The sequence below is a fragment of the Listeria swaminathanii genome, assembly GCF_014229645.1.
In the GTDB taxonomy this organism is placed as follows: domain Bacteria; phylum Bacillota; class Bacilli; order Lactobacillales; family Listeriaceae; genus Listeria; species Listeria swaminathanii.
This window is the reverse complement of record NZ_JAATOD010000001.1, coordinates 110,850-137,380: the sequence shown is the minus strand read 5'-3', so window position 1 is coordinate 137,380 and position 26,531 is coordinate 110,850. Positions and strand designations below refer to the sequence as shown.

General features: G+C 35.9%; 18 protein-coding genes and 1 pseudogene. 1 reads left to right on the top strand and 18 read right to left on the bottom strand.

Annotated elements, in window-relative coordinates; genetic code table 11:
• Positions 1 to 8: 8 nt before the first annotated feature.
• The 3 genes from HCX62_RS00630 to HCX62_RS00620 form a co-directional block, all read right to left on the bottom strand.
• Positions 9 to 455, bottom strand: a complete 447-nt coding sequence (locus HCX62_RS00630) for a PTS sugar transporter subunit IIA (protein ID WP_185636645.1) — start codon at positions 453 to 455, stop codon at positions 9 to 11.
• A gap of 198 nt (positions 456 to 653) precedes the next feature.
• Positions 654 to 1,670, bottom strand: a complete 1,017-nt coding sequence (locus HCX62_RS00625; protein ID WP_185636644.1) for an oxidoreductase — start codon at positions 1,668 to 1,670, stop codon at positions 654 to 656.
• Positions 1,671 to 1,903: 233 nt separating this feature from the next.
• A complete protein-coding gene (locus HCX62_RS00620) occupies positions 1,904 to 3,418 on the bottom strand; it encodes a flavocytochrome c (RefSeq protein WP_185636643.1) in 1,515 nt (504 codons plus the stop codon).
• Positions 3,419 to 3,654: 236 nt separating this feature from the next.
• On the opposite strand from HCX62_RS00620, the gene HCX62_RS00615 reads away from it, so the two are divergent.
• A complete protein-coding gene (locus tag HCX62_RS00615) occupies positions 3,655 to 5,181 on the top strand; it encodes a class I adenylate-forming enzyme family protein (RefSeq protein WP_185636642.1) in 1,527 nt (508 codons plus the stop codon).
• 44 nt (positions 5,182 to 5,225) lie between these two features.
• Here the strand turns inward: HCX62_RS00615 and HCX62_RS00610 are convergent, their stop codons facing one another.
• The 15 genes and pseudogenes from HCX62_RS00610 to HCX62_RS00540 form a co-directional block, all read right to left on the bottom strand.
• Positions 5,226 to 6,647 carry an InlB B-repeat-containing protein gene (locus tag HCX62_RS00610; RefSeq protein ID WP_185636641.1) on the bottom strand — a complete coding sequence of 474 codons (1,422 nt, stop codon included), beginning with the start codon at positions 6,645 to 6,647 and terminating at the stop codon, positions 5,226 to 5,228.
• Positions 6,648 to 6,776: 129 nt separating this feature from the next.
• Positions 6,777 to 12,107, bottom strand: coding sequence for a LapB repeat-containing protein (locus HCX62_RS00605; protein ID WP_185636640.1), 5,331 nt, complete (start codon positions 12,105 to 12,107; stop codon positions 6,777 to 6,779).
• A gap of 225 nt (positions 12,108 to 12,332) precedes the next feature.
• A complete protein-coding gene (locus HCX62_RS00600) occupies positions 12,333 to 12,521 on the bottom strand; it encodes a DUF6440 family protein (RefSeq protein WP_185636639.1) in 189 nt (62 codons plus the stop codon).
• 55 nt (positions 12,522 to 12,576) lie between these two features.
• Positions 12,577 to 12,936, bottom strand: a complete 360-nt coding sequence (locus tag HCX62_RS00595; protein ID WP_185636638.1) for an inorganic diphosphatase — start codon at positions 12,934 to 12,936, stop codon at positions 12,577 to 12,579.
• Positions 12,937 to 12,951: 15 nt separating this feature from the next.
• Positions 12,952 to 13,476 carry a hypothetical protein gene (locus HCX62_RS00590; RefSeq protein WP_185636637.1) on the bottom strand — a complete coding sequence of 175 codons (525 nt, stop codon included), beginning with the start codon at positions 13,474 to 13,476 and terminating at the stop codon, positions 12,952 to 12,954.
• Between the two features lie 233 nt (positions 13,477 to 13,709).
• On the bottom strand, positions 13,710 to 15,305 hold the full coding sequence (locus tag HCX62_RS00585; protein ID WP_185636636.1) for a hypothetical protein: 1,596 nt from the start codon (positions 15,303 to 15,305) through the stop codon (positions 13,710 to 13,712).
• A gap of 436 nt (positions 15,306 to 15,741) precedes the next feature.
• Positions 15,742 to 15,981, bottom strand: a complete 240-nt coding sequence (locus HCX62_RS00580) for a CPCC family cysteine-rich protein (protein WP_185636635.1) — start codon at positions 15,979 to 15,981, stop codon at positions 15,742 to 15,744.
• 14 nt (positions 15,982 to 15,995) lie between these two features.
• Positions 15,996 to 17,405 (bottom strand): T7SS effector LXG polymorphic toxin, encoded by a 1,410-nt coding sequence (locus HCX62_RS00575; RefSeq protein WP_185636634.1) that lies wholly within the window; start codon positions 17,403 to 17,405, stop codon positions 15,996 to 15,998.
• Positions 17,402 to 17,770 (bottom strand): ribonuclease P, encoded by a 369-nt coding sequence (locus HCX62_RS00570; protein ID WP_185636633.1) that lies wholly within the window; start codon positions 17,768 to 17,770, stop codon positions 17,402 to 17,404. Before HCX62_RS00570 ends, HCX62_RS00575 begins: the two co-directional genes overlap by 4 nt.
• Positions 17,771 to 18,055: pseudogene (locus HCX62_RS00565) on the bottom strand (DUF3130 domain-containing protein).
• Between the two features lie 608 nt (positions 18,056 to 18,663).
• A complete protein-coding gene (locus HCX62_RS00560) occupies positions 18,664 to 19,350 on the bottom strand; it encodes a hypothetical protein (RefSeq protein WP_185636632.1) in 687 nt (228 codons plus the stop codon).
• Between the two features lie 136 nt (positions 19,351 to 19,486).
• A complete protein-coding gene (locus HCX62_RS00555) occupies positions 19,487 to 23,518 on the bottom strand; it encodes a MucBP domain-containing protein (RefSeq protein WP_185637959.1) in 4,032 nt (1,343 codons plus the stop codon).
• 201 nt (positions 23,519 to 23,719) lie between these two features.
• Complete coding sequence (locus HCX62_RS00550) at positions 23,720 to 24,592, bottom strand: XRE/MutR family transcriptional regulator (RefSeq protein ID WP_185636631.1); 873 nt, start codon at positions 24,590 to 24,592, stop codon at positions 23,720 to 23,722.
• Between the two features lie 163 nt (positions 24,593 to 24,755).
• Complete coding sequence (locus HCX62_RS00545) at positions 24,756 to 25,658, bottom strand: XRE/MutR family transcriptional regulator (protein ID WP_185636630.1); 903 nt, start codon at positions 25,656 to 25,658, stop codon at positions 24,756 to 24,758.
• Between the two features lie 261 nt (positions 25,659 to 25,919).
• The gene (locus tag HCX62_RS00540) at positions 25,920 to 26,399 is read right to left on the bottom strand and encodes a superoxide dismutase (RefSeq protein ID WP_185637957.1); all 480 of its coding nucleotides are present in this window, start codon (positions 26,397 to 26,399) and stop codon (positions 25,920 to 25,922) included.
• Positions 26,400 to 26,531: the final 132 nt, after the last annotated feature.

The following is a 26,531-nucleotide window of genomic DNA, read 5'->3' as shown; positions in this document are numbered from 1 at the left end:
ACGCCTCCTTAGTTCGATAAAATTGTTATAATTTCTTTTTCGATTTCGGAATTTTTTAATTTTTCGCGAAATTCTTCGTTCATTAACTTTCTCGATAGTTCACTTAATATTTGCAAATGAACATCCGTTGCTTTTTTCGGGACACCAATTATAAAACTACATTCAATCGGTGAATCATCTAATCCAAAATAATCAGTTATAATGCCAGAATGAACAAAAACAATCAATGGTTCTTTTACGTATTTACTTTTTGCATGAGGAATGCCAAAACCCGCCTCAATTCCAGTGGAAGTTTCTTCTTCTCGATTATATAAGTCACGGATAAATTTTTTCGAATTAGTTATAGAACCTTCTTTAACTAGTACCTCCGCCACTTTTTCAAATAATAATTGTTTTGTTTGAATACGATTATCAAAAATAATTCGATCTTCATTAATTAAATTCGATATATTCATAATCCACATCCTCTCTCAACAAAGTAAGCGCTTCACTTGTTTGATTACACTATATCACGCTGAACGACTTCATTCAATATTATGGGTGTATTATGCAAAAAGATCATTTTTAGTGTTATTTTGCTTGTTTATTTGAACGAAATCAATCATCTTTATCCAAAAAAAGCCCGCAAGATTTCTCCCGCGGGCACTTTATCATTACTTACAACTCTCGACACCTTTTTCCAAAATTTCCATTTGCAGTAACGTCTCTTCATCTGTCACTTGTTTCGATTTGCCATTAATAATCGCTTCATATAAATCATCGTATACGCGACCATAATCGCCAACCTCAGAGATTACTTTCTCTTCGTGCCAAACTCCTGCATCATCTACATACGTAAGCGTTCCGTAATGCTCTGGTAAATCGATTCCAAAGTCCGGGTTGCTTGGCAAGTAAAATAGTTTTAAATGTTCTTCTTGGCGGTCTTTTGTTTCTTTTGTAAAGGTTCCTTTTTTGCCGTATAACACGAAGCTTGGACGGGCTTTTATGCGGAAATAGCTGGATTTTACGGATACTTTTGTTACGCCATAATATAAATCAAGGTCGAAGTAGTCGTTCATTCGACCTTCGCCGAGCAGTTGGCGGACGTCGTAATGAATGTGGTCCGGTTTGCCGAAGTAAGATAACACTTGGTCGATTGTGTGGCAGCCGTGACCATATAAATAGCTGTCGTAAAATTTAAATTCGTGAACTGACTCTGGAATTTCTGGGCGGAAATAATCATAATGCATTTCCACTTCCAAAAGTTCGCCCAATTTTCCGCTTTCAATTACTTTTTGCGCAGTAAGGAAATCGGAATCGAAACGACGATTTTGGTAGCATTGAACAAGTAAATCGCGTTCTTTAGCCAATTCAAAAATTTCTTTAGCTTCGTCGTAAGTCATCATAAATGGTTTTTCAACAAGTACATTTTTACCATTTTCTAATACCTTTTTGGCATATTCGTAGTGAGAACTTTGTGTTGTAGAAATAGTAATTAACTGGATTTCTGGGTCTTTTAACAGCTCTTCTAAGTCTGTTGTGTAGTGGACACCTTCAATTTTATCCCATGTAGCTGTTTTAGGATTGCGATTATAAATCGTCTTCACTTCAATATTATCCCGCTCTAAAATAAACGGTAAATGATATCTATTCGTACTTTTTCCGTTTCCGATAAAACCCATTTTCAACATATTATTTCCTCCTTATTTTAACAAACTAACCGCTTCCGCTGAGAAAAGTTTGTACAAGTACTTATACCGAGGGCAAATCCATCATATTCGTTCATAATTTCATTCCTCACCTTTCCATAGTACTACACTATCGCTCCTTTTAGCCAATAAAAAACTTGCTAAAACGTCTATTTAAAGCGTCTTAGCAAGTTTTAAAGTTCCATTAATCACAGTCACTATTGGTTAAGAAATTTTTATTGTGCTTTTACAAATTCAGCTGATTTGTCACCAGCTTGACGTCCGAAAATAATGATTTCAGCAACAGAGTTTCCGCCAATACGGTTTTCCCCGTGTAAGCCACCAGTTACTTCTCCCGCAGCAAATAGGCCAGTGATTGGTTTACCGTCTTTGTCTAAAACTTCTGTATTTGTGTTGATTTTCACGCCACCCATTGTGTAGTGAATTCCTGGGCCGATTTTGATTGCGTAATATGGTGCTTTAGATAAATCATTATCCATCGCAGTTGTTCTACCGAATGCTTCGTCTTTTTTGTTTTTCACGCTTGTGTTCCAAGTATCTACTGTTTTAGCTAGGTTTTCTTTGGAAACATTGATTTTACCGGCTAATTCATCAATTGTTTTTCCTTCTTCAACAAAGCCCATTTCTTCGTATTGCGCGATTGCTTTTACGCGATCTTTAACACCTGCATCGAAAATTAGGTACGCTGTTTTTTCTGGTAATTTATTGATAGAAGCTGTTACGTTATCGCGTGTATCTAACTCATTGCCAAAACGGTTACCTTGCGCTGAAACTAAAATGGCACCTTCGCCACGAACTGCTTCACCGATAAGGTAAGATTTATCTTGTTGAACTGTTGGGTGAACTTGGATTTGGTCCATATCTACTGTAGTTCCACCAAGTTTTTCGATCATTTTAATACCGTCGCCAGTACTTCCTTCTTGGTTCGTTGTTACATAGCCTTTTAAGTCTGGACGTTCTTTTTCAATCATATCTTTATTAGCTCCGTAACCGCCAGTTGTTACAACTACTGCGTTTGAACTAATTGTTTTTTCGTCTTTATTGTTTAATTTCACTTTAACACCAGTTACTTTGCCGTCTTTTTGCGTAATTTCTTTTACGTCGGCATTAACGAAAACTGGGATTTTTTGTTCTTGAACATTTTTTAGTAAACCGTCTACTAAGTATTTACCAACAGCTGAGCCATCTTCAGGACGGTGTGTACGTTTTTCGCTCATTCCGCCTGTGATCGTTAAGTTGTTTAATTTAATGTCCATCGAGTCCAACCAGTCAATCGCGCTGGCGGAATTGTCTACGAAAAAACGAAGCATTGCTTTATCGTTTGTTCCGTGACCACCTTTTAATGTTTCTTCGTAAAATTTGTCGTTACTATCGTTAATTCCTTGTTCTTTTTGGAATTTAGTTTCAGATGCATTCATACCAGAAGAGGCTTTCATTGTGTTTCCGCCTGCTAGTGGCATTTTTTCAAGGATTACTGGGTTCATCCCTTTCGCTTTTGCTTCAAGTGCTGCTGACATCCCTGCGCCGCCTGCACCAACAATAACGATATCGTATTTATCTTTTAATTCAGATGGATCTGTGTAGCTAGTTTTTGATGCTCCCGATGTTACTTCTGTTTTCTCTTTTTCTTTAGCCGTGTCACTTTTACTTGAGTTGTTACTGCCACAACCTGCAATGACTAGTGCAAGCGATAGTAGCATGATGAGTGTTGTAGCTAACCTTTTTTTCATTTTTGTACCTCCACTTTTTTGAAAATTTTTCCCTAATTCAATAGTTTGTGATTATATTAACATATTATAGCACTAATTGAGATATCTTTACAGGTCATCTCCAAGATTTTTCAAATTAAGAAAAAAAGCAATTTACAGACTTTTTTACAATGATGTAAATGTTTACTATAACTACTCCTCATTATTTCGACAAAGTGATATAATAGCAACATCAAATATTAAAGGAGCCACGCCATATGATGATAAAAAAGTACGAACCGCTTAATCTCTATACCAATTTCAAAAATGCAGCTGAACGCTATCCAGAAATGCCCATCCATTTTGATGAAGAGCTTGTAACTTTCCCAGAATTAGGCCTACACACAACTTACAAAAAATGCGAAGAAGCTATTATTCAAAAAGCTGCTCACCTACATAGATTTGGTGTTCGCAAAGAAGAAAAAGTAATTGTTTATAAATCTGCCAAATTCGATTCTTATGTTTTAGCAGTTGCGATTTCTTATCTTGGAGCTGTGCCAATCATGGTTTCGCCGCACCTTCCAGCGTCCACTATCGATATTTTCGTTAACCGATTAGACCAACCTTGGTTACTTTTTGATTCCGAAACTTCCGAGAAAAGTCACCAATTAAACAATTTGCCAGACGCTCGATTGATCAATGCTGAACAATTGTTTAAAGCACCACTTGATGGCTACACTTGCGAACAAGAAGAATTACCAAAAGATATGATTGCCTATATGACACATACTTCCGGAACAACGGGCGTACCAAAATTAATTGCCCACTCCGCGAATTCGATGGGCTGGAGAACGAAATACCAACGACGCATTCTTAATTTCATTAAACCAAGAGGCCTCGTGGCTTTCCATATTTCACCAGTACATTCTCGCTTTAACATCGGCGTATCTTCCTTGATGTCACTTGGTTTCCCGCTACTACCAATTGCGAACCCATCCAAAGCGAATGTCGAAAAAGTACTACGCGAATATAAACCATACGTCCTTGAAACGCATCCAAACCATTTTGTTCAATGGGCATCCCTTGCTCGCGAAAAACCGGACGTATTCCAAAGCATCAAATTTTATCATTCAACTTTTGATGCGATCAATAAAGAAACAATGGCGGTTTTCCTTCGTACGTCTGAATATAAAAAACCAATTTTCTTACAAATTTATGGTCAAAGTGAATGTGGCCCAATGATTTTACGCGGTCATACATTGCAATCCATCGAAACGTTAAATGCTCGCGATATGGGAATTGGCGTACCTGGCTTAACAGAAGTTCGTATCGTCGACCAAGACGGCAACCCTGTCCCAGCTGGCGTTAGTGGCAATATCCAAATGCTTTCTAAAGGACGCGCACTTACTTATTACAAAGAAGAAGCTCGTTTTGAAGAAAATGTATACGGACCTTGGTGGGACAGCGGCGACTACGGCATGAAAGATGAGCAAGGTCGCTTGTTCTTGCAAGATCGCCAAGTGGATTTAGTGGAAACAATTGATAGCACACTTGCGATTGAAGATAAATTGCTTGATACACTTACTTTCCTAGATGAAGTTGTCATTATCCGTGGCGAAAATGGCAGCCCACAACCAATTATCGCTGTTCATAATGACGGCGAAATGAACTGGGACGCATGGTGGAAAGCCGTTTCTGACTTACCGCATATGAACGAACCAATGGTAATGAAATATGAAGAAATCCCTCGTACTGCGACAATGAAAGTACAACGTTTGCAGATGGAACGGGAATTGAAGAAATAACTTTTGAAAAAGGCAACTGCTTGTTATGCAGTTGCCTTTTTGCTTTATTTTTTCCGTAGTGTGAGTAATGAGATTGCTGCAATAATTGCGCCAATCAATGATGTTGGTAGCCATCCGCTATCACCAGTTCCAGGAAGTTTTTCGTTGACCAACTGCTGATTTCCAGTATCCTCTTCATCATTACTCGCTTTCCCATTTCCGCCCGTTCCCGAGCTAGCCCCGCCTTGACTAGCATCCTTACTAAACTGCGCATATAAAGTAACATCATGCGCTGGCATTTTATTCGATGCAAAATTCCATTGATTGCCTCCAGTTTGAGCATCATACCAACCTGTAAACGTGTAACCAGCTTTAATCGGCATTGCAGGCTCTTGTATTAGACCTTGATACTCGACCATTTGCGTAGATACCGCACTATCCGTTTTCAATGTTACTTTGTAGCTATTAATCTTGAATTGCGCATATAAAGTTAGATTATTCGCCGGCATTTTATCTGTCGCAAAGTCCCATTGATTGCCCCCAGTTTCCGCGTCATACCATCCTACAAATGTGTATCCTTCTTTCGTTGGCGTCTCCGGCTCTACTAATAGCGTCCCCGCTTCCACACGCATACTCGTTTCCGCCCCATCAATATCAAAAATTGCCATAAAATGCTGCGTCAGTGGCTGTTCGACTGTTCCACTAAAAGTATTCGTCGCATTCCCAACCGTATCCAACTCATTAAAAGTATAACTCACCTTATCAATAAAACTCGGCAACGTCCAAGTGATATTCGGATAATCCGTCACCCCATTATCGCTAATATTCTTTGGATCAATCGCTTGACCCGCAATGTTTTTAACCGTAATAGGCACCGTTAATGGTGTCTCAAAATCCAGCGCTTCATTCACAATTTGCTGATTTTCCATTTGAATAGCAGACAATTTTGTCAAACTGTTTAGGGGCTGAATATCACTAATTTTATTTTGACTAATATCTAGAAACACTAAATTCCCTAAACCCGCGAGCGCACTGACATCCGTGATTTGATTCCCCGCCAAAAAAAGGCTTGCGAGACTCGTCAAATTAGAAAGTGGTGCAAGATTTTCAATTTGATTTCCCGTCACCTCGAGCCATGCTAATGTATTCAAATTCGCCAGCGGACCTAGATCACTCACTTGATTATTCGCCACAGAAACAGAACTTAGATTCGTTACATAATTCATCCCAACTAATGAGTGAACCCCTTTTGCCGTAATGTCTAAGCTCGTTATCGTATCTAATTCCGCTTGCGTAACCGTATCCGCCGTGCTAGATTTCCCTAGCGTCGTTTGAATTCCTTTTGCTAAAGCTTCATCTGGAAAAATCTGATCAATAGCAGCAGGTGGTGTAACGGCCGCCTGGGCATCTATTTTAAAAAATCCGCTCGCTCCAACAATTAACAGTGATAAAATGACATACAAAAACAGCTTTCCCTTGTATTTCATCTTGCTCCCCCTGACAAAAAATGTATTAGTACTTAATTCCCTTTTTTTGTCAGTAAAAACACGATAGACTGCTTTAACACAATAATAAAAAGCCTTATAAAATAATATTTTATAAGGCTTCCATTATTATTACTGATTAGTTTTTGGTTTTCTAAATAATAATATAATCGAAATGATTAACATGCTAATGCCAACTAAAACTATCCATATCACATTATCTGTATCTCCGGTTTCTGGTAACGTTCCATCGCTTGTTTTCGCTTCGGTATTTGTTGGTTGCTTTATGTCGCTATTAGCTAGGTTAGTCTTATTATTTTTAGTGCTATCTGTGCTTGCTGTTGTATTTTTTTTGTATTTAAAAGTAACTGTTTGCGATTTTTCTGTAAAAACACCTTTAGCAGAATCATTGCCAACAACGCTATAGCCATCAATTGCTTTTGCTTCTACGCTATAGCTATCATCCATATTCCCTGTAACTTTTTTAGAATCTGCTAATTTCTTACCTGATTCATCTACATACTGAACTGTTATTTCGCCTGTTTTTTTTGAAGGCGTTGCAGTGCTGTATGTGAAAGTGATGGTTTGAGGTTCTTCGGTTATCTTACCACTTGCAATTGCTTGGCATGAATAGCCGCTTACAGTTTGCGCCTCAGCTTCGAAATCATCACCTATGTCGCCAGTTATTTGTTTATCTTCGGCAACTGCTTTTCCATTTGCATCTTTGTATTTAATCGTTACAACACCTGGCTCGATTGCTTTATAATGGAACACAACCGTCTGCTCAACTGTTGAAAATACGCCGCTTAAAGTGGCATCACATTTGTATCCAGCAATTGATTTTGCATCAATCGAAAATGCTTCATCTAGATTACCAGTTAAGGTCTCAGCTGCACTAATTTCTAACCCATTTTCATCTACATATTTCACATTTACTTTTTCAGCAGCGGCATCACTAACAATGACGCTTACTTCTACTGGATTGGCGGATTGGCCATCTTCATTCGTAGCAGTCAGTGTGACAGTATACGTTCCAACTGTATCGACATCTACTTTTTCAGCAAAATCGGTTTTAATTTCCACGTTAGCTTCATCGATTTTTGCTTCACTATCATATAAAAATCTTCTTTCGTCTGCTTGTTCATGTTTGTTATATTTCACTTCGGACTTCGCTGTAATTACTGGTGCGTTTTCTGCTCCAATGTGAACAATAACTTCAATCGGAGTAGATACAGCCGCGTCTTCATTTGTAGCATTTATCGTAACTGTATAATCCCCCGTTTTACTTCTATCTACTGCGGAATCAAAATTACTTGTTGCTTTTGCCGTGCTTGGCGCTTCCGTTCCTTCTAAATGAATATCTTTGAAAAAGTCGGACTCTGTTACAGCTTCGTTTTTCGCATAGCTTACTTCTGCGTCAGCTTTTAATGCCGCTGCAGGTTCTTTATTTATTGTAACGGTCACTGCTACTGGTTCTGCACTAATGCCATCTTCGTTTACTGCATTAAGCGAAACTGTATAGGTCATGGCCGTTTTGAAGTTTGTCGCAGTCTCAAAATTAGATGTAATTACCGTGGAACTTTGGCCATCGCTACTTGTTGCATGGATATCTTCTAAGAATTTCGCTTCTGTTATATTAGCGAATTTGTCATAGGAAATAGTTGCATCAGCTGTTATAACAGGACGTTCCCCTTGTTGAACATGCACAATTACTTCAACTGGCGTAGCTTTTACCCCGTCTTCATTCGTAGCATTTAACATAACCGTGTAATCGCCAGCTTTATTTAACTTTACAACTGTGCTGAAATTACTTGTGATCGCTACATCTTTTTCACTAATGGCTGCATGAATATCACTTAAAAATTCTGCTTCACTTACTTCATCAAATTTTGGATACGTTATTTCCGCATCTGCAGTAATCTCTGGTGCTGGAAGTTTTCTTACTGTAACAGAAACTTCTTTCGGTGCTGATACTCCGCCATCCTCATTTGTAGCAGTAATTGTTACTGTGTACGTACCCGGAACATCTAGCTTCACTACCGTTTCAAAATCACTGTTCAAAACTGCAGTGGTTGGGCTGGCATTGATATTTGCATGGACATCTTCTAAAAATTGCTCTTCGTCAATAGCCGCATATTTTTCATATTGTTGCGTTGTATTCGTACTAATCGTTGCTGTTTCTTCTTTGTCTACGTGCACGGTAATAGCTGTTGGTGTCCCCGCTACACTATCACTATTAATAGAATTCAGTGTAACAGTATAATCGCCCGCTTTGTCTAAATTAACAGCTGTGGCAAAGTTAGATGTCACTACTGAGCCATCATTTGTCGCTGCGTCTATATCATCTAAGAACGCCGCTTCAGTTTTTTTCGAGAATTTATCATACGTGATTTCTGTCTTAGCACTTATAATCGGCGCTGGATCTTTGTTTACAGTAACAGTGACATAGACCGTATCAGCTTTCACGCCGTCTTCATTTTCAGAGTTTAGCGCGACTGTATAATCTCCGCCTTTATTCAAATTAACAGCTGTACTAAAATTAGTTGTAATTGCTGTATCCAAATCAGTACTCGCATGAATATCTTCTAAAAATTGCTTCTCTGAAATAGTAGCATGTTTATCATAACTAATTGTTGGATCAGCTGAAATGACTGGTGCTCCGTGAAGAACTTTGACAATCACTTTGCAGCTATCCCCTTGGACCCCATCTTTTTCAGACGTTAAAGTAACTTCATATTCGCCAAAAGTGTTTAAATCCACCACTGTAGCAAAGTCACTTGTAACAGGTGCTCCGTCCGCTGATTTTGCGTCAACATCTTTTAAAAATTGCTCTTCTGAAATAGTATCACCAATCGTATAAGTTTGCTCTGCATCTGCTGTTACTTTGGCTGCTGATTTATAAGGTTGGGTGATTGTTCCTGAGAAAGTTAAACCATCTTTTAGCCTATTAAAGTTAAATAAAGTAGAACTAGACGCAGCGGTCATTTTAGTCCAAGTTATTTTCCCGTCCTTGTAATTACCAGAGTTTCCTATGGATGATGGCGCTAGTATTGTGCCGTCATACCAAATAACTGGATTATCAATGGTAAAGGATCCTTGATATGTTAATACAGTTGGCAATGTCAATGCTTGACTACTCGCAGTAACAGTTGCCCCTTGATTAACAATATCAGCAACAGGACTAATATCAATAATTTTATTTTTTGATACAACTAGCTTGTTTAAATTTTTCAAATCGCTAAGGGGTGAAATATCTTCAATCTTGTTGCTTTCAAGCGTTAACTCTTGAAGATTCGTCAAGTTAGTCAATGCAGATATATCTTCAATTTTATTGGAATCTAAATTCAAGTAGAATAGTTTTGATAACGTGGAAAGTCCACTTATATCATCAATATAAACATTATTTCGCAAGTTTAATTCCGTTAGATTTGTTAAATCACTTAATGCACTTAAGTTTCCTTCTGTTCCAGTGTAATTAAGGTAATTGTTGTGTAAATCTAAAACTCTCAGCTTAGGTAGCCCGTCCAGCGTCCCCATGCTTCTTAAATAAGAATTATTGTCAGATACGTTTAGTGTTTGTAACTCAGGTAGATCTCCAATCGGAGCAAGTGACGGTATTCTGTTGAAAGATAAATCTACATACGTTAATTCTGGTAAATTATCCATCGTACCAATATTGGTAATCAGATTAGTTTTTGCATTAAACGTCTCCAAACTTGGTAAATCATGTATAACTGCTGTAGTTGTAATTCTATTTGAATGTACATCTAAGCTTTGCAATTTAGGTAAATTATCAAAAGTACCTAAATTTGTAATTAAGTTGCTACTCGCATCCACTTTTCTTAAATTCGCCATATCGTGAATCATCGAAAGATCTGATATATTGTTATTTTGAGCGTAAAATTCCTTAAGCGAAGGTAATTCCGTCATTTTCCCGATTGTCGTAATTACATTATTTGACACATTAATATAATTTAGACTTGGGAAATTTGTTAGTGCGCTCACATCTGATAACCTATTCGAACTAACATTTAACCATTCTAATAGTGGTAATTTTTTTAATTCCCCTATTGTTGTAAGGTTATTTATACTAACATCTAAATAGCTTAATCGAGGTAAGTCGGTTATTTCACTTATGCTAGTTAGCTGATTTTCCTTAAGATCTAATTTTTCTAATTTAGGAAGATTATCCAGCGTTCCAATAGACGTAATTCCACAGCCATCCAAAGCCACTGTTTTTAATTGTGGCAAATCGGTAACTGCATTAATATTGGTTAAATTTTTATTGTCAGAGAGAACTAATGTCTGTAATTTTGGTAAATGATCCAGTGTTCCTAAATCTTCAATTGCACAGCCATCTGCCGTAATATTCACCAAATTAGGCAAGTCTTTCAAGCTTGTGATTTCTTTCAGTTTACTACAACCACTTAATTGAATCATTTCTAGTTCCAAAAGCCCGCTAATATCTCCAATCGTTTCTAAATCGGTACAGTTACTCGCATCGATTAATTGAAGCTGCGCCGCCCCGTTCAATGTTTCTAAACTTTTTAAAGAAGCATTTCCTTTAATATAGAGATTTTTTAGTTTTGGAAGTTTTGCTAATGCGGTTAAGTCAGTCAAATCATTTTCTTGCAAGTAGAATGTTTCTAGTTCCGGCAAAACATCACCAGCCGGATTGTCTAATTCCAATGTTTGAATATTACAGCCTTGTGCGCTAATTTCTTTTAACATTGGCAAAGATGCAACTTGTGAAATATCTTCTAAAGCTTTATTCGCAGAGACATTGAGTTCTTGTAAATTTACTAAACCCTCCACCCCAGAAATGTTGACTAATGTTGGATTAGAAGAAAGATTAAGAGAAACCATGTTCACTAAATCTTTCAGTGGCGCCAAGTCAGTTAAATTATTCTCACTTAAATTCAAGCTCGTTAAATTCTCCAAATATTGTAATCCTTCAATATTGGAAATATCCGTTGGGTCATTGCCCGTTTCCCCACTCAAGTCAAGCTGGCTTATTGCTAAAAGATCTGCACTATCAACTGATTCATTACCAGTCGCAGCCACATTTCCCGTAATAATTACAGCTATTTTTTTAGCAAGATTGTCGTCTGGAAACAAGGAATTATAGGTGCTTCCTACTGGTACCGTTGCCTTTAAATTAGCTTGTTTTAATTGATTTTTATCTGTATTAATTTCCGTTTTAATATTAGAAGCCGGTTCTTCCGTTTTCGCTTTTTCCGTCGTTTCTTTGCTGGCTTCCGTTTCTTTTGGTTCTTCGGATGTCTCCCCATCAGAACCTGTTTCGCTTTCTATTTTTTCAGTAGCACTCTCTGCTTCCGACGTTTTAACTGCAGTATCTTCGGTAACAGTTGTTTCATCTGCACCCACTAATAAAGTATCAAAAGGCGCTAAATAGCCAAGTAACAATACGCTGATAATAACTATACTAAATTTCTTTTTCAAGTCTTCCCCTCTATTCTAGTCTTTAATTTATTTGGATAAAAAATCACTCCAATTAATTATATGATGTTAGAAATAGTTAGTTAGTCTAAATAAGTACAAAAACAACCAGAAAATGTGTATATTTTTCGGTTTCACTCATTTAAAGCCTTGGGGAAATAATAGAAAAAAACAACTTATCGCCCTCATTTTCTAAAGGAGAAAGTTGTTTTTTCATATTTTCCAGCGTTATTCAGCATCTTTAAGTTTAGATAAATCAGCAATTAACGGTTTCCCATCTCTGTCCAAAAGCGGTGACATCCCACCAGCATAACCGACCAAATGGTAGACATATTGTACACCGGTTTCCTTATCAACCCAAATTTCCATAACGTTGAGTTTTCCTTGTGTATATATTTTTTCAAATCTTTCTTCCATTGTTTTCGCCTCCTTTTTTTGAGGATTGAATGCTTTATCTGAATTTCTTTTCAATCTAAATTAATTTAATTTCCGAATCAAAATATTGTTCGATGAAATGCACTTTCTCTCTAATTTCCTCTATACTAAAATTCTCATTTTCAGGTGCGACTACCCATTTATCTTCCACATCATCATTCCGAGTAATCACCGCAATTAAATCGCCCTCGAACGTTTCAATAGGCCCAGAAATTTCTCTCGATAAAATATAAACATCTTGCTCTTCCCCGTCACCACCAATAATACCTTCCACAAATCCATAATTTAGCGGATACACATTGCCGAATTTGTCAGTATAACCTATTGGACGATCTATAGTTACTTTTAAGCTTCGTTTTTTCATTTTAGAATTTCGAATCGATTCTTCTGAAGTCATATGATATCCTCCTGATTAACTCAACTTACTTCTAATAGAGCTCAACATAGCAAAATCAGTCTCGCTTAAATCATTTATAGAAAAACCTATCAATTCATCGGCTTTCATATAAACTTTTATTCTATCGATTACATAACAACCATCTGGAATGAATTTCTTTTCAAAGAAACATATTAATTCTTTGCCATTTAAAGAAATATAATATTCTTCATCAATATCAATAAAGTCATTTTTCTTTTTAAATATTGCTGTGTCTACTTCCAATAATCCATACTCATTTCTAGGTTCCGTATATTTGATTTCCCTAAAATGAGTTTCATCAATATAAAATACAATGGTTTGAATACTACCATCTTCATCTATACCAATTTCTAATGGCGGTATTCCTACTGTTTTAGTCAGTCTCCAATAATTATAATAGTCTTTACTTTTATTTATATCTATTTTGATTTCAATCATTAGTAAATCATCTACTACTTTTTCCATGATAATTTGATTTTCTACTACTTGTTCTTTAATTTTAGTCATTGTCAAAAACATGTTCTATCTCCTAAATTAATATAGAGTATAACAAATTACTTAGTATTTACTTTTTGAATCGGTTATATATTTTTATTATCTAGCTCCATCACTACTGTATGATTCCCCCCTCACAAACCCACATAATCTAGTAAAACAGTATTAAGCCTATCAATTTAATTAATATATAAAGTGCTCACGTTGATTACTTGATTACACTAAAACTTATTAATTCAACTAATACATGTTATTACCTAATTTCCATCTTCTTCCCACTCTTCAATAGTTGGAATTCCATTCTCTATCACTTTCTTAATTATAAAATAAATAAGATTTGATGAATAACTTCTATTGACATAGAAATGTGAAGCTCGTGAAATTTGAGTCTCAACGCTTTCTCCAAAATCTTCAGTCTTAACACGTTCAGACCCCTTTAAAAAAGTAAGATAATCTACTAAATCTTTACTTGTAGCAAACAGACATTCAATATTGCCATCATCTATCACTATCCCATATGGCATAAAATAATAATATCTAGCCATGTGAAGTGTTATATCTATATTTTCATCCATCCTTTGACATTCAAGTTTATCAATATACTCCGAATAATTAGTAACAATAGTGTTAGTTGTACTATTTTTTTCAAAAGTAACTTGATTCCATTCTGGAATAATTGTGCCAAACCAATTTTTTTCTTTAATAACCTTCATAAAGAACAGTTTTGTTTTTATATCTATTTCTAATTGGCTTGGATAATCATAGTTCTTAATTTCCCACCCTTCTTGCTCATACTTGGTAATCATTTTGTCTACAAGTACGATAATAAACTTAATTTCATGATATCGATAATTACCAATAGTTCCAGTTGTTCTCGCATTATCTGCATCTCTTATCGATTTATATATTAGTGCATAAACTTGGGATGGGGAATATAATTCCAACCAGCTGTCCAATGCATTACAAAACGTCTTTTCTTTTTCCTCAACATCCAATTCTCTAGTAAACCCTAATTTTTTCATTTCAAATCTAAATATCTTAAGTAACTCATGAATAACATAATCCGTCCACAAACGAATATATTCCCTAGTATTTACTATCTCAATATCATCTAAATATTTTAGTCTTTCGAACATTTCTTTTCCATTATAACGATTACTTACTATATTTAATTTGAACAGTGTTTCATCTACTCTATAAGAAAAATTTGTATCAGTGATGTTTGAAAAGGCTTCTATTGAAGTTTGATCAGAGACCTTCAGTATATCTTTATCAATTAAATCCCTAAGAGTGTCCATTGTAAAACCATTTACTGAACTCTTATACGTTTTATACTGTGGTACTAAACAATTAAATTCCAAATTAGTAATTTGAAGTAGAGTTGCAATATTAATTCTGTCAAAAATATTAATATCCTGAAATTCAACTTCACTATCTAGATAACTATCATAGATAATAGCAGAGAGTTTCTTTTTTTCATTTTCTTTTTTTAACTGACAATTACTACAACTACATACTTTCTTAACTTTATCGCATTCAATATGACTACAATTCTCGCATTGAAAATCCGGAAAAAAATTCTTTAAACTAGATTTACTTGGTAATTTTGCAATTAGATGTATATCATCATAAGGACATTTTCTTTCTGCATAAAAAAAGGGGAGATATGCGGAAAATTTGGAAGCATTATCAATACTAAGTCCAAACTTATCAATAATTTTTGTTACCGACAATTTTCCTGTATAGTAAAGTTCAATTATTTCTTTTAGAACTTCTGATTCAACTCCGTCAAAAGGATGGCCTTTTTCTTGGATTTTTAATAGTTCACAATTTTTTATATCTTCATATTCCAATTTATTTCCCTTCTTTCAAATCAATATTTATACAAGACTAATAGAAATACAAATTAATTCTTTTAAGGTTGCAGAAACAGATTCACTATTTATTACATCATCGTTAGAAATTGGATTCCTTAGCTTTCTTTTTTAAGAAACCATTCGATTGCATTTAATAGAATACTATTCTACATATCTTTTTTCATAATTATTTTCTTATAAACATAATTTCTGGAATTTCAATGATTTCAGGTAATCTTTTTTCAATTATACCTATAAATTAACGGATCCGGTATTTACGCCCACACTTCTCTAATAGCCAGATAAATTGTTTTTCCATTTTTCACGTTAAAAGATTAGTACTAACTATTTGTGAATGCATTTTCATGTATAATATAATATATTATATAATCCAATCTTTATTACACAAGTATAATATTTTAAATTTTCTCTGCTATTTCAACCACTTCGGTAGTTCATTCTGTTTCGGTTTTCGAACAAGCGTAATATATTGTTCCTCTACTGCACAGAATTTCGCATAATTTATTTTTGCTTGTTTTAATGAAATATTATTAGCTCCTATAATTTCATCCGGATACTCTTGCGCTACCACATCATATTCCCAGTAGCATACTTCGCAAATATCGTAATTAGCTTCAATCGTATAGTTTTCACAAACTGGACACTGTTTCAAAGTTATTCCTCCTATCATTTCGGATAATATAAATCAATTTGTTTCTCCCAATATTTTAATCCAGCATTAGGTTTGAAATATGTGGATATAGATCCATACTCGTTTATAATCCCAAATTCATTTGTCTTAGCATCATACCTGAAATATGTACCCTCTTTTGATACGAATGTTTCTGTTCGTAGCGTTGGTTTCTTCTCTAAAAATCCACGCGCGTCTGCAAGGTACTCATCTGTAAATTCATATTGATGCTTTGATACGTGTTTTTCTAATGTACTAACACCTTTCCCGTTTTTAAAGTCATTTTCAACGTTTCTTTTGCCTGTATAAGAACGTCCGATGGTTTTTTTTATATAAATAGGAATATTCCTTACTGCCGCAATCCCAAACCCTAAACCTAATGCCATATCCGTTAACCCAGCATCATCTGCCCAATCTTTCATACTAGCCACATAAGCGGATGACCGCAGCGTGGCGCCAGACAATCCAGATACTTTTTGACCGTTTAAATAGTTGATACCCTTTTTCCATGAATCATTCACTTTTCGTTCGAGTTCTTCTCCGGAAAGGTTTGTATAAAGAAGCGGGTCTAATTCCTGACCATTTTTTTCTAAGAAATCTTGCAATTCCTTATTACTTGCTCGTTTTCCATCCCGCTCCAACAGCCACATCGTAACTGTTTTACCTTGATCATTGACATAAGTATAAGCCAAAACGGTGTAATCTTCAAAGCCATCGGGATAAGGGTCTTTATCGTTTTCCTTCCGTGCTACATCCAGTGCCTTTTTCATGAGTTGCAAACTGTTTGCTGCACTTTTTGGCACGGAGTAACTACCTGTTTTCTCGTTAAAAGTCACATGATGAAGCAACTCTTGCACCGCGCGTCCAGTCGCTTGAATGAGTTCGGCTAATGCGCTAAAAAACTGGTCATGACTTTGTTCGAACGCCAAATATTTTTCTAGGATGTTCTCTTGTTCTATGGCTTTCAGCAATTGGGTGTGGACGCTTCTTGATTTTACTGCATAGACTTGTTGCATATCCGGCTTCGTGTTAGGCGCCGTTAATTGCCGGTGCAAGTCTTCTTCTTTTCGCTGTAACTGGCTAACCTTCGCCATCGCTTCTTGTAAAATTTCTGCATCAATTCTGGCGGAAGGCGAGCTATCCACTTGGCTCCCGAACTCGCGGATATATTGCGCCAGTCGTTCTTCACTTTCATCCAGTGCTTCTAGGATACTTTGCGAAATACTTGTATATGTACTAGAAAAATACTGTTTGCATGTAGTGACTGCTTCTCCTTTTAAACTGCTATCTTGGGAGTAGTTCGTGGCTGCTTCTTTGATTTTGTTAATCATTGCTTTGGCTTCGGCGTTACTACTGCGCAAACCATGAAGAAAATCATTCAATTCCGCAACATCTATTCGGCTCACCTACTCCACTCCTTCTGCAAAGTGGCTTGTTCTGTTTCCAGCTTGTGGAGCCTGGCCTTATTTTCTTGTAGTTCTGTGTCTAAATCGGTTCTTTTATCTTGGAGATCCTGCCTCCAAGCCCGCGACTCTTCGTGTTGCCGTTCTTCTAAATAACGATGAAAACTGCCGGCTTCTTCTCCTTGCCAGCCACCTCGTAAAAAATCCAGGAGTGCCAGTTTTTCTTGTTCTAGGCGGTTACTATCCTCTTCTAGCCAGTCTTGTTCATTTTGTTTTCTTCTCGTTTGATCGACATTCGTTTCTGTGGTTATTTTCGCTTGTTTGATTTGTTGGAGTTGTTGTTCTAGCTGGCTGTGTGCGCTATCCAATTAACGCACTTCCAACTGATTGATTTTTTGTCCCATCACTTGGTCTTGCTTAGCGTAGGCGATTCCCATTTTCTTTAATCGGCTCGCATCTTGCTTAGTCACTTGTTGAAAATCTTCCACCACTCCCACCAAATCAATCAATGACGATCACAATTGATTAATAGAATTGGCTCTGGAATAGGCCATATTCCCGTTCTTTAATGGTAAATAACTTCCGGTGCTTTTGCTTTCCAATTTTGTTGCGTGTTGTTGGAAGGTCGCTTCATTGACTTTTATTTCTCTCATCCATATGCTTCCTCTCTATGTAAAATCCTTCCCCTCATTATAGCACCGGTAGCGCGTTTCTTTTGTGAGCATTCTGTGAACCTATTCGTGAAAAATTAGCTTTAAATCGGTTTTTTAAGTGAATAATTTAACTTTTTATATTAGATGAATTTCATCTTACTTTTATTATGAATAAACGTACTTCTTTTCAAAACTATTTAATTTAACCTTAAAAAATCGCGCCAGCACTGATGAACTGACACGATTTTTTATATTTAACTCCAAAATGAATAAAGATTTTATTATTTGTTTTTTTCTCTTTTCTGATTTAGTAAATATTTCCCTACAACATTCAATTCAATGTATAACCAAAAAAGTAATGAAATGTCCGATTCTTGTCATGAACGACGATATTTAATTAAAACACCCATTTTATTCCACACAAAGTGAGTAATAAGTTATTATATTTGTTCAAAAAATCACATTTTAGGTCTATATGCAGGATTTTATACCTTTTTAAAAAAATCATTAATCTATTTCTTCTTATATCAACTATTACTTAAGAGTATTATAAAATAATGAATGTATATTACTTATATTTATAAATTTTACAAAAACATATCTCTTCTCTAAGCATTCTCAAACCTCACATGCGCCTTTTTATGCATCAAAGACTTCGTAATAAAATCTTCTTCTTTCACCTCGACTACGAATTTTAACTTTTTATAAGCAGCCCAGTACTCCCAAAAATCAATGAACATGTGTAAATCGATAATATTTTCTTCCATTCTTGCTTGTTGGCTCATTGTGTATTTTATTTCGTGAATGCATGGGGTGAAAGCAAGTGTTTGTTCTACGGAGCAACCTTCGATGTGTTTCGAAATGATGAATTTCCATTTTTTGAGCATTCTAAGTTTCCCTATAAAAAAAGCTTCTTGTTCTTGGGTAGAAAAATGATTTTTAATCTCATTATTTGATAAGTCTTCTCCAATAAATTCAATCGTTATCCGTTTGCTAAAACCTTTTATATGCTCTAAGAATTGAATAGTTTCTCGGAAATGCAATTGGGATAGTGTTAATTTTATAATAAAATGTTGATTCCAAAGATCTGTTACAATTTTTTTGACTTCTTGCTCAAACCATGTCATAAATCTTGAATATTCCATCGTATTTGCCAAACAAATTTGATATGGAAAAACTTCACCAATTAACAAATCTTTACGTTTTTTCAGGACTTTTATTTCCTTCTTCTGTAACTTTCTACTCGTTGCATCGTAATGGTTTTGTAAATGGATTTGATACTTTTTCTCTAACAAAGAATCGCCTCTTCCTTTGTGAAATTCTTTACAATAAATATCATACATCTTTTCCAAGTGGGTATTGCTAATGTCGGATATATTAGTTAAAACACCACCACAACAAGCTGCGGCGGTGTTTTATTCTACGTTATGTTTATCTTAATTTTTTACTTCCGACTACCAAAAATACACCTAAAATTAAAACTAGTCCTATAAGTCTTAGTAGGTTTAATAATCCGGCATCGTCATCCCCTGTTTTAGGAAGAGTTTGCTTAACCACTTTGCTTGCAGGGGTTTTTATTGTAAGAATAGTTGGTTTCGCTGGAGTAATAGGTTTTATAATAGCATCTTTTTTATACACATAATTGACGGTTACATCACTTGTTCCAAAAGCACCTATTTGGTTCTTCGGTGCAGCTACTAGGCTATATCCTGGAATCAAGCGAGCTTTCGTTGTATAAGTGTCTTGAATGTGATAAGCTTTTGCATCAACTGTCGGTAATGCTACTTCATTGCCTTGTTGATCTTTAAAAGTAGAAGTAAGTTGATAATCATTTGCTTTATACACATAATTCACTTGAATATCACTTGCATTAAAAGTACCAGTTTCGTTTGTTGGTGTTGTTTCTAAAGTGTAACCCGGAATCACGGCTGCTTTAGATGTGTAAGTGTCATGAATATGGTATTTTTGTGCTTCTATTTCGGCTGCTTTTAATTCATTTCCTTGAGCGTCTTTAAATGTCGAAGTTAGCGTGTAATCATTAGTTTGGTACACGTAATTCACGGTTACATTGTTCGCTCCAAAGGTACCTTGGTCATTCTTAGGTGTTGCGACTATTGTATAGCCAGGAATTACAGCTGCGTTTGTTTTGTATGTGTCTTGGATATGATAAGTTTTCGAGTCTACTTTAGGTGCTTGTAGTTCTTTACCTTGAGCATCTTTGTAAGTCGTTGTTAACGTATAATCATTTGCTTTATATACGTAATTAACTGTTTCATCACTTGCGCCAAACACACCTTTTTCATTGGCTGGTGTAGTTGTTAATGTATAACCTGGAATGTTTAGAGCTGTTGCAGTGTATGGGTCGTTAATATTGTATGTTTTTGTATCAATGGCTAGTGGTTTTAAGTCTTTACCTTGTGTGTCTTTATATGTTGTGATTAATGCATAACCATTCGCTTTATATACATAATTAACTGTTACATTACTAGCACCAAATGTTCCTTTTTTGTTCGATGGTGTTGCCACTAATGTATAGCCTGGAATTGTTACGCCACTAGTCGCATAGCCATCCTTAATAATAAATCCTTTTTTCACGATAGCTGGTTTTAGTTCTGTTCCTTGTACATTTTTGAAAGTGGAAGTTAAGGTATATTCATTCGCTTTGTAGACATAATTGACTGTCACATTGCTCGTATTAAATGTACCTGTTTGATTTGCTGGTGCTGCCACTAGTGTGTAGCCAGGAATAGTTGCTGCGCTAGTAGAATAGTTATCTTTTGTATGGTAAGTTTTGTTATCTACAACTGGCGCTTTTAATTCTTTGCCGTTTGCGTCTTTGTATGTCGAAGTTAATGTGTAATCATCGGCTTTGTAGACATAGTTGACTGTTACATTCGCCGCGACAAATGTACCGGATTGATTCGCTGGTGCTGCGACTAATGTGTAACCTGGAATAGTAGCTCCTGTCGTAGTATAAGTGTCGTTAATGTGATATTTTTGACTGTCTATGACTGGCGTTTTTAATTCCTTACCTTGTGCATCTTTATACGTCGAAGTTAGTGTGTAGTCATTGGCTTTGTAGACATAATTCACGGTTACATCACTCGCGCCAAATGTACCTGTTTGATTCGTTGGAGCCGCGACTAATGTATAACCTGGAATAGCAATATCACTCGTCGTGTAACCATCCTGAATATGGTACGTTTTTGTATCTACTTTTGGTAAAGCTAAATCGTTCCCTTGTTGATCTTTATACGTCGAAGTTAGTTTATAAGCAACTGCTTGGTACACATAGTTCACTTGGATATCCGTGCTACCAAAAGTACCTGATTGGTTCGCTGGTGTTGCGACTAATGTATAGCCAGGAATTACAGCTGCAGTTGTAGCATAGTTATCTTGAATATGATACGTTTTGCTATCTACAACGGGTGGTTTTAACTCCGTTCCTTGCGCATCTTTATATGTCGAAGTTAATTTTAAGTCTGTTAATTTATACACATAATTAACCGTAACATCGCTTGTATGGAAGGTTCCTGTTTCGTTCGCAGGTGTCGCTACTAGCGTATAACCTGGAATGGTTGCTGCACTTGTAGAATAGTTGTCTTGAATATGATATTTTTTACTATCTACAACGGGGGCTTTTAATTCTTTACCTTGTGCATCTTTGTAAGTCGAAGTTAATGTATAATCTTCTGCTTTATAAACATAATCAACCGTAATATCGCTTGTTCCAAAATTACCTTGGTTGTTTGTAGGGGTCGTCACTAATGTGTAACCCGGGATCGTTTTGGCAGTTGTTGTATAGGGATCGTTCACGTGATAGGTTTTAGTATCGACGTCATCTGGTGCGATTGTCTTCCCTTGTTGATCTTTAAATGTAGAAGTTAATTGATAGCCGTTTGCTTGATATACGTAATGAACCGTGATGTTTGACGAACTAAATGTCCCAGTAGCGTTGGTTGGTGTTGCTACTAACGTATAACCTGGGAAAACTGCGGCTGTTGTTGTATACGTGTCTTGATAATGATACGTTGTCGCATCTACCACTGGTGCTTTTAGTTCTTGACCATTCGTATCTTTGTAAGTGGAAGTAAGTGTATAATCGTCTTTTTTGTATACATAATTAACCGTGACATTCCCAGCTCCAAAAGTTCCGTTCTGATTAGCAGGTGTGGAAACTAAAGAATAGCCCGGAATGGTTGCTGCTGTTGTAGTATAGTTGTCTTGGATATGGTAATCTTTTGTATCCACAACTGGCGCTTTCAGTTCTTGACCTTGGGCATCTTTGAAAGTAGATGTTAGTTTATAATCATTTGCGCTGTATACATAGTTGACTGTAGCCGGGTTCATGGTGAAGGTACCATTTTGATTGGCTGGTGTTGCAACTAAAGTATAGCCTGGGAAAGTTTTTTGTGTCGTTGTATAAGGATCCCCGTCTTTACCATTTAAAATGACAGGTGGCGCAAGTTCTTGCCCTTTTGTATCTTCATGTTTCACGGTAATAGGTCCGCCGTTTAGCGCAGTGATGTTTACTGTAACTTGTGTTCTGGCAAATTGGTTCGATTGCGTGGAAAACTTGCTTTTGATGAAAATGGTCGCTTGACCCGGTGCTGCTGCCACGCCATTGTGGATTAGTGAACTTGAACCATCATCATAATACTCGAATTCGTGTTGCGCAAGTAAAGTTCGTCCAGATGTTAGCGCGAGTTTCGTTTTGTCTGGTGTTAATTGATTAAAATCAGTTCCAACAGGTACATCAATGGTATATCCAGGTGTTGTAGTTAGTTGGTCTTGTTTTTGATAGTTGTTATCGTAAAATTCTAATAGGTTATCCCCATTATTAAACTGGCTTACATAGTTGGCAGGAATATTGGTTACAATCTGGTTCCCTGCAGCCATTAAGTCTAATTCTCCCGTAGATGAGTTTGTCCAGTTCGTAGTGAAAATTGCGTCTGGAACCTTCACTAAATGGTTATTTAATATCCCTAAGAATTTCAAATGACTCGCCATATTTGTTATTGTTGCAGGGATTTCTTCTATTGTTCCCCCAGAAACTTGTAATTCTTCTAACTTAGGTAGTTGAAAAACTATCGTCGGGAAAGTACTTAAATTATTATCGTTTAGATTTAAGATTTTTAGCTCTTTTAAATTCCCCACTGAGTTTGACACTGTAGAAATCGTCCCACTTATCACTTCTAACTTAGTTAAATGAGTTAACATATCGATATTAGTTGGGATATCACTTGCCCCTCTTACTTGTAGCGTCGTTATAGCTTCTAAATCTGTCTGTGTAATATTCGCTCTCGTTTTACCAGTTTCATGTTCAATCTCTTTTATAAACGGTTCATTATTATTCATGGTTTGTTCTAACCATGTAGGTGTGCTTGCAGAAACAGTCGTAAAACTAACTGTATTGATAATAACTACAAGCGCAATTAATGCAATAAATATTTTCTTTAAAATAACAATCTTCCTCCTTTTAACGCTAAATTTGCAGTGTCAGTTGGCATTTAGTTCCTTTGCCAAAGCCCCTCCCTTCACTGTCAATGTGGCTCTAAGCCTTACTTCAGTCTATATAATACTATGTGGAGTCTTAAAATTTTCTAATGTCGTATATATACTACTCAAAAAAAGAAAACCAAAAAGAATAGTCCTTTTTAGCTTTCATTCCATCATTTTTATATCGTTGTTTTTCCTCGCAAATTGTCGGTACATGGTTTCATACTCTATCGCTTTATTCTCATAACCTAATGCCCGCAAAATAGCCACTGCCTGCTCGATTTCTTCGCTGCCTGCTCGATTTTCGCCTTTACCCCACCGCACAATTCCACGATAATACATACAAAGAATTTTGGAATAAGTACCATCACAATCCTCACTAATTTTCTCTAAGCTTTTTATCATTAGCTCCATATGCTCAATTTCATTTCTCTCTATAAAATCATCCATAATACTAGCCAGCGCCGATTGTGAAATACTTCTTCCTCGTTCAAAATGACGGTATCTATCCAGCGTGTTTAACAATTTATAATAGAATGGCACTCGGCTTTTCAGTGGCAAATAGTGCATCATCCGCGTAAATAAAAAGATATCCTGCAATGTCCAAAAAACTGCTTCAATCAAATAATTCTCCAAAATTTGAACCGCTTTTTTGTCCACCACTTGTTTGCCTTTTATATGATCTAACTCCAGTTTTATCGCCGCACTTTTCACTTGATTAACTTTCCCTTTTTCTAACGATATTTTCCGGTAAAGTGATTCCCAAGCGGTGGCTTCATTCGTTTTACATGTCCGCTCGTAAGCTTCCCAAAAATCTTCCTTCTCCGGCAACTCCTCTTGATGATACATTAAGAAAAATTCCTCCATACTCACCATTAACTTAGCGACAATTTTCTCTAGTAATAGGCTTGATATTGCATGTGTCCCCTTTTCAAATTCAATTGCATAAGATTTACTAATAACCCCTGTGTACACTTCTTTTTGGGAGATTTTTTTAGACTGCCTTATTTGCCGAATCAGCTCACCATAACTTACCATCCGAAGACCTCCTCTTGACTCATTTCTTGCCTTTATTTTACATTCCTTTGTTTTCTCTCTGTAAATAGTGCTATATATAGTACATAAAGCCTCTTTACTACAAACAAAAAAACACTAAAACGACTCCATTTTAGTGTTTTTTAAATAGAAAATCTTCGGATAGTTAATCTTCTACTTGGATATTTTCTCTTTCTAAAAATTGTTTTAAAACCACGCTATACAAATCTGCTATTGCTTCATAGCGCAGTTCTTTCCACGTTTGAATCGCTCTTTTGGCTTGGCGATAGCCCTTTTCCACTTCGCCTTCTTTCATCCAAATTGCACCTTGATAATAATTGGCTACTATTCGATAAAAAGCACTGTTAAAACTACCATTTGTTTCAGATGCTTCTTTTAATTTTTCGAGTACTAGATTTGCATAATTGATTTTATTATGTATAATCAGCTCATCTACAATGTTAGCAAACAAGTGACAAAACCGCAGTCTTCCCCTGTCATAATAACGATACTTTTCATATGCTTTCAACATAATTTGATAAAAGTGAATTTGTACCTCTTCCTCAAAAAAAGCTACACTGTTCGCAAAAATACGAACCTCTTCTAAAGTCCACGTCTGCATTTTCCAAAGATAGTCATGAATAATTTTTTTATATTCATCAGAAATATTCGATTCATCAAACACATTCGTACGCAAATAATGATTAATAGTTTGAATTCTCGTATGAAGTATCGCTTTTCTAACTTCCGTCTGCTCCGTTCGCTCTAAAGTTATTTTATCTAGCAACGCCTGCATACCTACCACATCATTTACACCAGATAACTCGGCAAAATCAATCCAAAAACTGTCATCTTCCGTTGAAGAAAATTCTCTATAAATAAAGAAAAATTCATCTAAAGAAACCATAATCCGCTTTAAAATCTCTTCAAACAAACTCAAAGTAATCTCGTGTTTTCCTTTTTCAAATCCAATCGCATAGGACCTAGATATAATTCCTGTGTATACCTCTTTTTGAGTCAAACCTTTAGATAGCCGTATTTCCCGAATCAATTCGCCATATGAACCCATATGATATCCCCCTATTTAAGTTCTTTCATTTCAAAAAGTCGGAATGCAGTATCTATGTCTATGCTTTAATTTCTCTACTCCAAACAATTTAGGAATAATTGTTCTTAAAATATATACCCTAAACACTAGTAGTTTAATTATTTTAAAAGTGAAAAGCTACTTACGATATCGTCATCTTCCTTTTTCTAAGTATTAATAGCGCAAAAAAAGAATGTCATTATTCACATTCTCTTTAAAAATATGGTTCTGAAATGTTTATTTTTAGTCATTTTTTATTTGTTTCACTTCATATTTAGCCCGCTTTAAAAACTCCACTTTTTTTGTTTCAGGATTATTTTCTTGATATTGCACAGCGGCTAATTCATGGATTCCTTTTTTTAACTCCGCTTTACTTAATTGAATTTGAAAAGAAAAGTCATCGCCGCCTTGTTCCATTTGTACGATATAGCCGTCAATGTAAATATAGGTTAAGCTTGCCGTACTCAATTCTTTCATATGAATTTCCAATTTTTCTACAGATTCTACCTCTTCATAAACACAAGGTAGGTCATCTTGACTTGAAATTCCATCCGTTGCAAGAAGTTCTATCCATCCTTTTTTCGTATCAGTTGGAGGGAAATGCTGTTTTTCCCTTTTAGCTGGCACACCCGAAACATCTCCATTCCCGCTGTCCTCGCATGCTGATAATGCCACTAATACTATCAATAGTAATAATATGAGCAACCATCGACCTTTTCGCAACATAGTGACACTCCCTTTCTCCAACAATACAATGGTTTTACTTTTCCGGAAAAAATGTAGAATATATACTACATAAAACCCAAATCAGTGAAACGCTTTCATAAATATGCTAAACTCTCTTTGTAAAACATT

Coding starts and splice junctions, on each gene's coding strand:
- HCX62_RS00630 (WP_185636645.1), bottom strand. CDS start 455: ATGAATATATCGAATTTAATTAATGAAGATCGAATTATTTTTGATAAT.
- HCX62_RS00625 (WP_185636644.1), bottom strand. CDS start 1,670: ATGTTGAAAATGGGTTTTATCGGAAACGGAAAAAGTACGAATAGATAT.
- HCX62_RS00620 (WP_185636643.1), bottom strand. CDS start 3,418: ATGAAAAAAAGGTTAGCTACAACACTCATCATGCTACTATCGCTTGCA.
- HCX62_RS00615 (WP_185636642.1), top strand. CDS start 3,655: ATGATGATAAAAAAGTACGAACCGCTTAATCTCTATACCAATTTCAAA.
- HCX62_RS00610 (WP_185636641.1), bottom strand. CDS start 6,647: ATGAAATACAAGGGAAAGCTGTTTTTGTATGTCATTTTATCACTGTTA.
- HCX62_RS00600 (WP_185636639.1), bottom strand. CDS start 12,521: ATGGAAGAAAGATTTGAAAAAATATATACACAAGGAAAACTCAACGTT.
- HCX62_RS00595 (WP_185636638.1), bottom strand. CDS start 12,936: ATGACTTCAGAAGAATCGATTCGAAATTCTAAAATGAAAAAACGAAGC.
- HCX62_RS00590 (WP_185636637.1), bottom strand. CDS start 13,476: ATGTTTTTGACAATGACTAAAATTAAAGAACAAGTAGTAGAAAATCAA.
- HCX62_RS00550 (WP_185636631.1), bottom strand. CDS start 24,592: ATGGTAAGTTATGGTGAGCTGATTCGGCAAATAAGGCAGTCTAAAAAA.
- HCX62_RS00545 (WP_185636630.1), bottom strand. CDS start 25,658: ATGGGTTCATATGGCGAATTGATTCGGGAAATACGGCTATCTAAAGGT.